General features: G+C 60.2%; 10 protein-coding genes and 1 pseudogene. 7 read left to right on the plus strand and 4 right to left on the minus strand.

What is annotated here, in order from left to right; genetic code table 11:
- Window positions 1–39 precede the first annotated feature (39 nt).
- The 4 genes from J5251_RS18730 to J5251_RS18745 all read right to left on the minus strand — a co-directional run bounded on the left by J5251_RS18730 (window position 40) and on the right by J5251_RS18745 (window position 5,160).
- A complete protein-coding gene (locus J5251_RS18730) occupies window positions 40–1,125 on the minus strand; it encodes an inositol-3-phosphate synthase (protein ID WP_208574837.1) in 1,086 nt (361 codons plus the stop codon).
- Window positions 1,126–1,197: 72 nt separating this feature from the next.
- On the minus strand, window positions 1,198–2,346 hold the full coding sequence (locus tag J5251_RS18735) for a mannitol-1-phosphate 5-dehydrogenase (RefSeq protein WP_208574838.1): 1,149 nt from the start codon (window positions 2,344–2,346) through the stop codon (window positions 1,198–1,200).
- Window positions 2,346–4,370, minus strand: coding sequence for a PTS mannitol transporter subunit IICBA (locus J5251_RS18740; protein WP_208574839.1), 2,025 nt, complete (start codon window positions 4,368–4,370; stop codon window positions 2,346–2,348). Before J5251_RS18740 ends, J5251_RS18735 begins: the two co-directional genes overlap by 1 nt.
- Before the next feature lie 64 nt (window positions 4,371–4,434).
- Window positions 4,435–5,160: a TetR/AcrR family transcriptional regulator gene (locus J5251_RS18745; RefSeq protein WP_208574840.1), complete on the minus strand. Its 726-nt coding sequence runs from the start codon at window positions 5,158–5,160 to the stop codon at window positions 4,435–4,437.
- A 131-nt stretch (window positions 5,161–5,291) separates the two neighbouring features.
- Between J5251_RS18745 and J5251_RS18750 the strand changes: the two are divergent.
- From J5251_RS18750 to J5251_RS18780, 7 genes and pseudogenes are all read left to right on the plus strand, one after another.
- Window positions 5,292–6,926 (plus strand): annotated as a pseudogene (locus J5251_RS18750) (putative PEP-binding protein).
- A gap of 257 nt (window positions 6,927–7,183) precedes the next feature.
- Window positions 7,184–7,405: a Flp family type IVb pilin gene (locus J5251_RS18755; protein ID WP_208574841.1), complete on the plus strand. Its 222-nt coding sequence runs from the start codon at window positions 7,184–7,186 to the stop codon at window positions 7,403–7,405.
- Window positions 7,406–7,504: 99 nt separating this feature from the next.
- Window positions 7,505–7,909: a TadE/TadG family type IV pilus assembly protein gene (locus J5251_RS18760; RefSeq protein WP_208574842.1), complete on the plus strand. Its 405-nt coding sequence runs from the start codon at window positions 7,505–7,507 to the stop codon at window positions 7,907–7,909.
- Entirely contained in the window at window positions 7,897–8,913 is a 1,017-nt protein-coding gene (locus J5251_RS18765) for a Tad domain-containing protein (protein WP_279633603.1), read from the plus strand. Before J5251_RS18760 ends, J5251_RS18765 begins: the two co-directional genes overlap by 13 nt.
- Before the next feature lie 23 nt (window positions 8,914–8,936).
- Window positions 8,937–9,674, plus strand: coding sequence for a Flp pilus assembly protein CpaB (gene cpaB, locus J5251_RS18770; RefSeq protein ID WP_208574844.1), 738 nt, complete (start codon window positions 8,937–8,939; stop codon window positions 9,672–9,674).
- Window positions 9,671–10,867 (plus strand): AAA family ATPase, encoded by a 1,197-nt coding sequence (locus tag J5251_RS18775; protein WP_208574845.1) that lies wholly within the window; start codon window positions 9,671–9,673, stop codon window positions 10,865–10,867. Before cpaB ends, J5251_RS18775 begins: the two co-directional genes overlap by 4 nt.
- Window positions 10,864–12,315 carry a CpaF family protein gene (locus tag J5251_RS18780; protein ID WP_244250728.1) on the plus strand — a complete coding sequence of 484 codons (1,452 nt, stop codon included), beginning with the start codon at window positions 10,864–10,866 and terminating at the stop codon, window positions 12,313–12,315. Before J5251_RS18775 ends, J5251_RS18780 begins: the two co-directional genes overlap by 4 nt.

The following is a 12,315-nucleotide window of genomic DNA, read 5'->3' on the forward strand; positions in this document are numbered from 1 at the left end:
GACAACTACTGCGGACGCCTTGTGTACTGAGCGTGGTTTTTAGCGTTCGACGTCGCCGCGGATGAAGGCTTCGACCTTGTCGCGGGCGATGTCGTCGTTGTACTGCTCGGGCGGGGACTTCATGAAGTAGCTCGACGCCGACAGGATCGGGCCGCCCACGCCGCGGTCCAGGGCGATCTTCGCCGCGCGCACCGCGTCGATGATCACGCCGGCGGAGTTCGGGGAGTCCCAGACCTCGAGCTTGTACTCCAGCGACACCGGGGCGTCGCCGAAGTTGCGGCCCTCGAGCCGGACGAAGGCCCACTTGCGGTCATCAAGCCAGGCCACGTAGTCGGACGGGCCGATGTGCACATCGTCGGCGTGCAGCTCCGCCTCGACGTTGGAGGTCACGGCCTGGGTCTTGGAGATCTTCTTCGACTCCAGCCGGTCCCGCTCGAGCATGTTCTTGAAGTCCATGTTCCCGCCGACGTTCAGCTGGTACGTGCGGTCCAGGGTCACGCCGCGGTCTTCGAACAGCTTCGCCATCACCCGGTGCGTGATGGTCGCGCCGATCTGGCTCTTGATGTCATCGCCGACAATCGGGACACCGGCGGCGGTGAACTTATCCGCCCATTCCTTGGTCCCCGCAATGAACACCGGCAGGGCGTTGACGAACGCCACGCCGGCGTCGATCGCGCACTGGGCGTAGAACTTCGCCGCGGCCTCGGAACCGACCGGCAGGTAGCAGACCAGCACATCGACCTTCGCCGCGCGCAGCTCCGCCACAATGTCCACGGCCTCGTCGTCGGATTCGACGATGGTTTCGCGGTAGTACTTGCCCAGGCCGTCCAGGGTGTGGCCGCGCTGGACCGTCACGCCCGTGGCCGGGACATCGGCGATTTTGATCGTGTTGTTCTCGCTCGCGCCGATGGCGTCGGCCAGGTCCAGGCCGACCTTCTTGCTGTCCACATCGAACGCGGCAACGAACTCGACGTCGTTCACGTGGTACTTGCCGAACTGCACATGCATCAGGCCGGGAATGGTCGAATCCGGATCCGCATCCCGGTAGTACTGCACGCCCTGCACCAGCGAGGCCGCACAGTTACCAACGCCAACGATCGCTACCCTGATGGGGTTCTCTGCCACGGTTCTCCTTCGACAAACACTGCGATGGGGGCCGCCTCCGGTGGAAGCGGCCAGTCCATTCTAGCGGCAGGGTTACAGCTCGGCCTGACGGGCTTCGATCAGCTTCTGCACCTGCGGGAACAGCGGGTGCTCTGCTGTCAGGTCGGTGATCCGTTCGGCGGCTGCGGCAGGTTCGGAATCGGCCAGGATCCGCGCCAGCTCCTGGGCTTCCGCGTCCGCAGGGTCGTCGAACCTCAGGGCAGCGGCCATCGCCTCGAGCAGTGCCACAGGAACCACGCCGCGCTCGGCGAGTTCGGCGGCCGGACCGATAAACCGTTCGTGCCGGCTCAGCTTGCGCAGCGGGGCCCGTCCCACCCGGTTCACCGTGTCCGGAAGGTACGGATTAGTGAAGCGGGAGAGGATCTTCTGCACGTAGGCTTCCTGCTCGGCCCCGGCGAAATCGTGCTTAGCCACCAGAAGCTGCTTGGTCTCATCCAGCACGGCGCTCACCTTGGCGGCCACGGCTGGGTCCGCCATGGCGTCCGAGATCTTCTCGACGCCCGCGGCGTAACCGAAGTAGGCGGCGGAGGCATGGCCGGTGTTGACCGTGAACAGCTTCCGCTCGATATACGGTCCCAGCTCGTCCACGAACGTTGCTCCCGGGATTTCCGGTGTAGCCGCGCCGAATGGTGCGCGCTCGATGACCCACTCGAAGAACGTCTCCACTGTCACGTCCAGGCCATGGCCCTCCGCCTGGTTAGGCACAATCCGGTCCACGGCGGTGTTGGCGAACACCGCCACGTCGGACAGCTCCCCCGCCGACGAATCCCAGACGGACTCGATCTCCCGGCGCAGAATATCGGTTGCGTTGATCGCGTTCTCGCAGGCCATCACCTGTAGCGGCCGCTGTTCCGGTCCGCGTCCGGCCAGTCCACGCGCAATGACCGGCGCCACGAACTTGAGGATGTGTGGGCCCACAGCGGTGGTGACCACGTCCGCCGTCGTTATTTCCGCCACGACGTCCGCTTCCTGTTTGCCGGAATTCAGCGCACGGAAGTTGTTAACCGTCTTGACCGAAGGGTTTTCGCCTACCTGGTGGACCTCGTACGAGGACGCCGCGGAGAGCTGGTCGATCAGGGCGTCCGCCACGTCAGCGAACACCACTTCATATCCTGCTTCGTGAAGCAGCAGCCCCACGAAGCCGCGGCCGATATTGCCTGCTCCAAAGTGCACTGCCTTCACTATGCGTTGACCTTTCCGAAGAGTTCCATGACTTCCTCCACCGTGGTGGCCTGCTCGAGCTGGGCCACCTGCGCCTTGTTGGTGAAGATCTTGGCGATGGAGGCCAGGATCTGGAGGTGCTCGTTGTCGACGCCGGCTATGCCCACTACGAACTTGACCTGCTTGCCGCCCCAGTCGATGCCCTCGGGGTAGCGGACCAGCGACACTGCCGATTTCATAATGTGGTCCTTGGCGGCGTTGGTACCGTGCGGGATGGCCAGGAGGCTGCCCATATATGTGGAGACGGATTCCTCGCGCTCATGCATCGAGTGCACGTAGCTCATATCGACGGCGCCGCGGTCCAGCAGCAGCTGGCCCGCCTCATCGATCGCCGAATCGCGGTCCTTCGCAGTGCCGTTGAGGACAATGCTCTCCTCCAACAGGACTCCCCTGCCGACGGCCGGTTCCGCGGCATGTGCTCCCGCAGCCACCTCGGCGGCTGGAGCTGCGGCCACAGCGGCCGGATCCTTGCCGGCAGCGGCAACGCCGTCTGCGGTCAGCTCTTCGGCTGCAGCTTCTGCGGCGGGCACTCCGCTCGAGCCTTCGGCGCTGTCCTTGACCAGCTCCACGATCTCGTCATAGCGCGGGCTGTTCATGAAGTTGTCCACGGAGACGTGCACCGCACTCGAGGTGACCGGGCGCGCGCGCTCGGTCAGGTCCTGGTGGGTAACGACGACGTCGTACGTGTCGCTCAGATTGGCGATGGCCGAGTTGGTGACCTTCACGTCCGGGAAGCCGGCCGCCTTGATCTTGTTGCGCAAAACAGAGGCGCCCATCGCGCTGGAGCCCATGCCAGCGTCGCACGCGAACACAATGTTCCGGATGGGACCGGCCAGGACTGCGGTGTCCCCGGTTCCTCCGCCCAGGGCGGAAGCAACAGAGCTCTTCTTGCCCTTGAGCCCTTCCATTTTGGCGGTTGCCTCGCCGAGACCGTCCACGTCCGTGGTTTTGCTGGCCTTCAGAATGACGGAAGCGATCAGGAAGGATACGGCCGCGGCAAGCACCACGGACAAAGTGACGCCGAAGTAGCTGTCGCTCGCCGTGGCCGCATAGACCGCGAGAATGCTGCCGGGTGCTGCCGGCGAACGCAGGCCCGCACCGGTGAGCACCAGGGTGAAGATACCCGTCATGCCGCCGGCGATGGCAGCAAGAATGATGATCGGCTTCATCAGGACGTACGGGAAGTAGATCTCGTGGATACCGCCAACAAACTGGATCAGCGCGGCGCCGGGTGCAGACGCGCGGGCCAGCCCCTTGCCGAAGACCATGTACGCGAGCAAGATACCCACGCCCGGGCCGGGGTTGGCCTCGAGCAGGAACAGGATGGACTTGCCTTCGGCGAGCGCCTGTTCTGTGGCGAGCGGGGTCAGGATGCCGTGGTTGATGGCGTTGTTGAGGAACAGCACCTTGGCGGGCTCGATGAGGATGCTGGTCAGCGGCAAGAGGCCGTTATTGACCAGGAATTCGACGACGGCGGCTGCAGCGTTGCTGAAAATCGTCACTACGGGGCCAATCACCAGCATGCCGACAATGGCCATGATGGAGGCGAGAATGCCGGCAGAGAAGTTGTCTATCAGCATCTCGAAGCCCGGCTTGACCCGGCCTTCCCAGACCTTGTCCAGCTTCTTCATGATCCAGGCCGTCAGCGGACCCATGATCATGGCGCCGATGAACATCGGGATATCGGTTCCCACGATGACCCCCATGGTGGCGGCAGCACCCACCACTCCGCCGCGGATGCCATGGACCATCCGGCCGCCGGTGTAGCCGATGAGCAGCGGCAGCAGGAAGGAGATCATCGGCCCGACCAGGGCTGCCAGTGTCTCATTCGGCAGGAACCCGTCGGGAATGAAGAGGGCTGTGATGATGCCCCAGGCGATGAAGGCCCCGATGTTGGGCATGATCATGCCGGAGAGGAAGGTGCCGAACTTTTGGACACCCACGCGCAAGCTTGTCTTGGGCCTCGCAGCGGTCTCTGTTGCCATGTGAATTCCTAACGTGAGTCCCGCAGCGATGCGGGGTCAGCGGATACCTGTCGAAGGAGTGAGCTCATGCCGAGCTGCTCGATATTCTGTGGAGCCATTCGAGGAAGAGCCTCAATTCCGAGCCGGATAGTTGATCCGAATGCGAGGCCTGGAGGGCCGCATTCAGGGCGATGGCTGCAACGACAACGGAAGACTTGCCGGAGTCTTCCGCTGCAGCCGCATTGGCATGGTCGGCCGAGATAGCGGAGATCATGGAGTCCCTGGTCATGGTGGACAATTCCAGGTTCCGCTCCTCGGCGGGTTCCGAGATGAGCATGAGGGTCACGCCCACGTTGGCCGCGAGGATGCTCCTTGCTGCCTCCCGCGGCGGCACATTGAGCTTCCCCGCGATGGCCGCCTTGTTGAGCATCTCCTCCATGAGTGCCTCGGCATCTGCCACAAGGGCCGGGCGGCTCTCGGGGCGGATGTTCCCGAACATCACCAGATAGAGGTGCGGCTGGCTCAGGCCGAACTGGACGTGGTTGTCCCACATCCGCCGAATGTCCTCCAGAGGATCCCCTGTCAGCGCAAATTTCCGCTCCCGCGCCACATACTCCTCGAACCCACCGGCAACGACGGCGTCGAAAAGGCCTTCCTTGGTGCCAAAGTGGTGATAGAGCGTAGGCGCCGTAACGCCGGCCAGTTTCGTGATCTGTCGGGTAGAGACCGCCGAGCCCTGCGCATCCGCCAACAGCTCGGCAGCCGCACGGAGCAACCGGGTTTTCGCCGGAAGCCGGTCCTCGACACTCATAGCCGCTACCCTAGCACCTATAGCGCCGCTATATGAAGTGAATCACAGGATTTTGCGGGCCGCAGTCTCCACCTTCGAGACTTTTTGGAGTAAGCGTCAGGCCCCGCCGCTTCACCAGCACCGTCCAACAGATGGCTAAACCCAATCAGAGAGCCGACGATCGGCGAGCGCCTCAATGCCTAGACCAGCACGGAGGACGCCGTCACCAGCCTCAAACGGGTGCGAAAGCCGTGCACGACGAGCTCAAGGCCCGGGCGGAGACGGCACGGCCGTACAGGATGCCACCGCCCTGATGGCCACGGACACCATGCTGCTGAAGTCGGCCGCCAAACTCATCAACTCGGGCACTTCGGCGGAGCGCGCCATCTGGAAAGCAGGAGCCACCATTGCCGAAACGCAGCACAGTCTAGGCGGCTACATGGCCGAACGCGCCACGGATGTCCTCGACGTCCGAGCCCGGGTCGTCACCCAACTGCGCGTAGTTCCCGCCCCGGCACGCCGGCCTCGGACAAGCCCGTCATCCTGGTGGCCGAGGACCTGGCCCCGGCCGACACTGCGACGCTGGACCCGACGTCGTGCTCGCGCTCGTGATCTCAGGCGGTGGGCCGCAGTCCCACACTGCCATCATCGCCCGCTCGCTCGGGCTGCCCGCTGTCGTCGCCGCTCCCGGCGTGGACGAACTATCAGACGGCACGGAAGTCTTTGTGGACGGTGCCGCCGGCAGCGTTACGGTTGACCCGTCGGAGGAACAGCACGCCGCCGCCAGGGCCTGGGCCGACACTGCGGCCACCCTTGCCGTCTTTGACGGCAACGGCACGACGGCGGACGGCCACTTGATCCCGCTCCTCGCCAATGTGGGTGGAGCCAAGGACGCGGTGGCTGCCGTAGCGCTGGGAGCCCAAGGCGTGGGACTCTTTCGCACGGAATTCTGCTTCCTCGATCGCGACACCGAACCGAGCGTCGAGGAACAAGCTGCCGCCTATCAGGGCGTTTTCGACGCCTTTCCCGGGAAGAAGGCAGCGCTCCGGACGCTCGATGCCGGGCCGACAAGCCACTGCCGTTCCTCACCGACGCCACCGAGCCCAACCCGGCCCTCGGCGTCCGCGGCTACCGCACCGACTTCACCAACCCCGGGGTGCTGGAGCGCCAGCTGGATGCAATTGCCGAAGCCGCGGCGGCCTCGTCGGCTGATGTGTGGGTGATGGCCCCGATGATTTCGACGGCGGCCGCAGCCGCGTGGTCTGCCTCGCTGTGCGCCGCCGCCGGACTCCGGACGCCCGGGTCATGGTGGAAGTTCCGTCCGCCGCACTGACCGCAGCCTCGGTGCTTCGCCACCTGGGCTTTGCATTCATCGGCACTAACGACCTGACCCAGTACGCCATGGCCGCGGACCGGCAACTCGTTCCCTTGCCCAGCTCGATTCCCCGTGGTAGCCAGCCGTGCTGCGCCTCATCCAGCTGACGGTGGCGGGTACCGTGGCGGAAGGCAATGGCAAACCTGGAGGCGTCTGCGGTGAGGCGGCTGCAGATCCGGCCCCCGCCGTCGTGCTGGTTGGACTGGGCGCTTCGACGCTCTCGATGACCCCGCGTTTCCTGGCCACCGGCGGGATTGAAGTCGGTCACCCTGGAACAGGCGCAGGAGCTGCCCCGTCTGGCCCTGACCGCCCCCGACGCGCTCGATGCGAGGTCCTGCGTCCGCGCCAATCTGCCCGACTCGAAGAACTCGACCTACAACGCCGCCACTGCCATTATCGCCAGCCGCCCTGACCCTCAGCCCTAGTCAGTACCTGCTCTGCTGCCAAAAAGTGACGAGATTATGATAACGGTTTCATAACGGCTGCGAACAAGGCTGGTGAAACCTTCCACTTACCCCTTACGATATTCTCGGTTGGGGGCGATCAAACAACTCCTTTCGAGACTTCCCTCTCGAGATAGTTGGGGGCAATTTCTGCAAAACCTCCTGCCATTGGTCTATATCCGTCCAATGGCCTTTATGGTCATTTGCTTTTCAGGAGTTGAATCTCATGCTCGGACTTTACATGAACGCGCGCAATTTCGTTTCCACCCGTCTTTCCCGCGAGGAAAAAGGAGCTACAGCCGTCGAATACGGCATCATGGTCGCACTCATCGCCGTGGTCATTATTGTCGCGGTTAACCTCATCGGTGGTTCCCTAAGCGATGCTTTCGACGGTGTCGCATGCGAACTCGACAAAACCGGCGCTACCGCTGCAGGCAAGACCTGCTAGCAGCCTTAATCGAAGGCATCCGTCCGCCTCTGTGTGGCAACGGCTGTGGGGCGGGTTTCCGCTCGTCCCGCAGCTTCCGCAACGATTGAAAGGCTCAAGATGCGCGAGTCATCCGAGCGCGGGGCTGTGGCAATCGAATTTGCAATCCTACTTCCGATTCTCTTATTCCTTTTCTTAGGAATTATCGAATTCGGGCGCGCATACAACGCCCAAATTACACTGTCACAAGGTGCTCGAGAAAGTGTCCGGGTCATGGCTATAGCTGACGACAATGTAGCTGCCCGCAGCGCCGCAACGCGCTCGTCAGGGTTGCTTGACCCCACACTAATGACGATTGACATTACGGCACAAGATCCAAGAGACCCGTCAGGAACAGTGATCGTTGATGATTGTAGGCCTGAACATGATGTCACTGTCCAGATTGAATACGATCTCGCTTCCATAACAGGATTTTTCAATGCTTATAAGATAAGAGGCATCGGAACGATGAGATGCGGCGGGTAGGTGAGGCATCCGAGTCTCAGCGGGGCGCTGTCGGAGTCGTGGTAGCACTTTTGTTAGTAGCTCTGCTCGGCTTCGCAGCGCTCGCTTTGGATATCGGACGAATTTATGCCGAGAAGGCACAGTTGCAGAACGGAGCTGATGCCGCCGCACTTGGCGTAGCTCAAATATGCGCAGCAAATTCGGCGGATACAAGATGTGAGACTATGTCCAGCGTCGGCAAAATGCTCACAAGTGCGAATGCGAATGACGGTCTCAGTGAACTTCAAGAGCTCGTCGTCGAAAAATCAGTTGGGTCAGTCACGGTTAGAACTGACGCTCATGAGCCAGGCCATGAACCAAACAGCATTACGATGCTGTTCGCACCTGTATTCGGGATCGAGTTCATTTCGGTGAATGCCTCTGCCGTGGCGCGTTGGGGAGGGCCTTCCGCAGGTTCGGCCCCTTTCTCAATCGCCTTCTCTCAATGCGAGATCGATTCAGGACCGTCCGATGACGGTTCTTTGCAGTTCCTACGAGCCCATGGTGTTGGTTCCAATGACAAGGCCTGTACATCGACATCTTCTGGTCAAGAACTTCCTGGCGGCTTCGGCTGGTTAGTTCAAGAACCAAAACTCTCTTGCAGTGTCAGCATCACGCTGTCAAGCCCACTAGAAACCGGAGATCCCGGCAGCAACTTCAAAACCGGTTGTGAGGCTGTTCTTGAATATTGGAAGAAGCAACTCGAAAAGGGCGAACCAGTTATAGCGTTCTTCCCCGTATTCGACAAGATCGTCAACGGGCAGTATCGAATCGAGGCATTTGCCGCCTTTGATGTTCGGGGCTGGAATTTCTACAACGGCACCGGCAAGTTCGCCCTTTCTGAAGCTCAGCCCTACATGCCGTCTTCTGGTTACAGCGAGACTGGGTTTATCGGAAAGTTCGTCGAATATGTCGCAATCGATGACAGCATGGAATTTGGCGGTAGTACAAAATACGGCGCCAAAATCGTATCGCTCACTGAGTGATTCGTAAGTTGGGGGAAATAATCATGAAATCTCGTTTGCTGGCTGGCTTCCTTGCCGTCGTGCTCGCCCTGGTCGGAGGTTTACTCGTCTTCGCATATGCGGGAAATGCAAACGACAGGGCCATGGCGGAAATGGAGCCGGCAAATGTCCTAGTCGTTGCTTCACAGGTCCCTGCAGGCACTGCCGTCGAAGCCCTGGGAGAATACGTCCAGACAACGTCCCTTCCTAGCACCGCCATTGCTGCTTCTGCAATCAGAGATTTGTCAGGGTTCGAGGGCAAAGTTACCGCCGTGGATCTAGTGCCTGGCGAGCAGTTGCTTGCTGAGCGTATGGTCGCTCCCGAAGACTTGACGGGCGGCACAATCGAAGTGCCGAAGGGGTTGCAGGAGGTGTCCTTTCAACTGGAACCTCAGAAAGTTGTAGGCGGACGCCTCGTTCCAGGAGACCACGTGGGGATATTCATCTCCTTCGATGGTGGTGCGTTAGAGGATGCTCCTGAAGAACAGACAACGCAGTTAGTACTTCGCAAGGTCCTAGTGACTGCTGTCCAACGTGCTCCTGAGGTTGTATCGGAAAGTGCCGAGGAAGCGGCGCAAGCCCTCCCTCAGGGTTCCCTCCTTCTAACTGTCGCGGTCGATGATCTTCAGGCGCAGAAAATTGTTTTTGCCGCTGAATTTGCGAAACTTTGGTTGAGCAAGGAACCGAGTGATGCCAAGGAAAGCAAATCGGAAGTAGTACAAAAGACGAAGGTATACCGATGAGCCGCTTCCTTTTCATCGGCTCAGATGACTCCTTCGAGGAGAAGCTTCGACTGGCTGTAGCTGGCGGGCTGCCGGGTGACGTGGCAAGAGTCAGTTCGAGCACCGCCATGAGGGAGGCACAACAGCTGCTATCTCTGGTGGCGGATAATCGACCCGAAGTGATTATCCTTGGCCCCGATCTCGTGACAGAGGACGCATTGAGACTCGCGATGGTTCTAGACGTCCAGTTCCCTGGACTAAGCGTCGTCCTAGTCGCCGAAACGACCCCTGAACTCGTTCTCCAGGCAATGCGTTCCGGCGTCCGGGACGTCATGAGTCCACTAGCCGACATACCGTCGATCCGGATCCTATTGGAGCGGGCGGGTCACGTTTTCGCCAGTAGATACCGATCAGGGTCTCAAGGGACGATGCCACCCAGCGAACTGGGGCTCGTGATTGGTGTGTTTTCGCCAAAGGGCGGTGTCGGCAAAACGACCATAGCCACCAACCTCGCCGTCGGGCTCGGCAAAGTAGCCCCGATGAATGTCGTCATTGTGGATTTGGATCTGCAGTTCGGCGATGTCGCTTCGGGCCTCTACCTGAACCCTGAGCACACCATGACAGACGCCGTCTCGAATTCTGCGAGCCAGGATTCCATGGTGCTCAAGGCATTCCTGACCGTTCACCCGGCGAACATCTACGCATTGTGCGCGCCGCGGGATCCAGTATCTGCCGATTTGATAACGGCCGATCAAATTACGCACGTGCTACAGCAACTGACAGCACAGTTCAAATATGTGATCGTCGATACCGGTCCTGGACTGACCGAACATACATTGGCTGCTCTTGAGCAGTGCACGGACGCAGTCTGGGTTGCGGGAATGGACGTTTCCAGTGTAAGAAGCCTTCGTACTGGACTTGACGTCCTGAGGAAGCTTGAGCTTACGCCAGAAAACCGCCATGTGGTCCTAAACTTTGCGGATGCGAAGTCCGGTTTGAGCGTTCAAGACATCGAAGCGAGTCTCGCTGCTCCGATCGATATTGCAATCCCACGTTCCAAGGCTCTGTCGTACTCGACAAATCGTGGGATTCCAGTATTACAGGACGATGCGAAAGATCCTGCGACGAAAAGTCTGAAAGCTCTTGTGCAGCGATTTGATCCGAAAACGAAGGAGAAACGGCGCAAGCAGCATCGAAGGGCGGTTGTCCAATGAAGCTCTCCGACCGTATGAATTCAGCGCTCAAGCAGCAACAACTCGTCCATGAGTCGTCCGGGGAATCGACAAATGCAGCGGTACCTGCAGCGCTGGTTGAAGTAGCCGTCAAGTCTGCAGCCGCTGCCCCCGCAACTATTGATATTACTGCGGTGCCCATTGATGCGCTGTCAGGGCTCAAACGCCGGGCCGCGAATTCTCTGTTTGACCGAATGGGTGCCCGGTTCAATGATTCGACCCTGAGCGAAGAGGATCTGCGTGCTGCTGCGCGCGAAGAGCTCGGTCAGATTATTGACGAGGAACAAGTCCCACTCTCTGCCGACGAACGACGTCGCCTTATCAGAGATGTCGCTGACGATGTCATGGGTTACGGCCCGTTGCAACGCTTCCTAGATGATCCAAGCGTCACAGAAATCATGGTGAATCGCATGGATCAGATTTACGTGGAACGTAAAGGGCTCGTGACTTTGACGGACGGCCGATTCAGCTCAGAGGAGCACCTGCGGAAGGTCATTGAGCGTATCGTGTCGAAAGTAGGACGCAGAATCGATGAGTCCTCGCCACTTGTGGATGCGCGTCTCGAAGATGGCTCACGTGTGAATGCTGTCATCCCGCCACTGGCAGTCAACGGGTCGTCCCTGACTATTCGTAAGTTCAGCAAGGTTCCACTGACGGTCCAAAACCTAATCGATTTCGGAACGATGACGCCGGAGATGGCCGAGCTATTGGATGCCTGCGTCAAAGCCAAACTAAACATTATCGTTTCCGGCGGTACCGGAACGGGTAAGACTACTTTGCTGAACGTTCTATCCTCGTTCTTGCCTGCAACTGACCGGATCGTCACTATTGAAGACGCTGTTGAGCTGCAGATTCAGCAGCAGCACGTGGTCCGTTTGGAGAGCCGGCCGCCTAACACCGAGGGGAAAGGCGCGGTGACCATCCGTGATCTGCTGCGAAACTCACTGCGAATGCGTCCGGACCGCATCGTGGTCGGGGAGGTCCGCGGCGGAGAATCCCTGGACATGCTCCAAGCCATGAATACCGGTCACGACGGTTCCCTTTCCACGGTGCACTCGAACTCGCCACGCGACGCGGTCGCCCGGCTGGAAACACTAGTTCTCATGGCCGGCATGGACCTGCCACTCCGAGCCATTAGGGAGCAGATAGCCTCCGCTGTCGACTTGATCATCCAGATTGCGCGCCTGCGCGATGGCACACGGCGGATCACCCATGTCACCGAGGTTCAGGGTATGGAAGGTGATGTAGTCACCCTCCAAGATGCCTTTGTTTTTGACTATTCTGCTGGTGTTGACGCTCACGGCAGATTCCTTGGCAAGCCTGTTCCAACTGGCATCCGTCCACGCTTCATCGAACGTTTTGAGGACATGGGTATAAAGGTCTCGCCAGCAGTCTTTGGAAGTGCGATGAGCGCGCCAGGCGGGCACTGA

The organism is Arthrobacter crystallopoietes, assembly GCF_017603825.1.
GTDB lineage: Bacteria > Actinomycetota > Actinomycetes > Actinomycetales > Micrococcaceae > Crystallibacter > Crystallibacter crystallopoietes_B.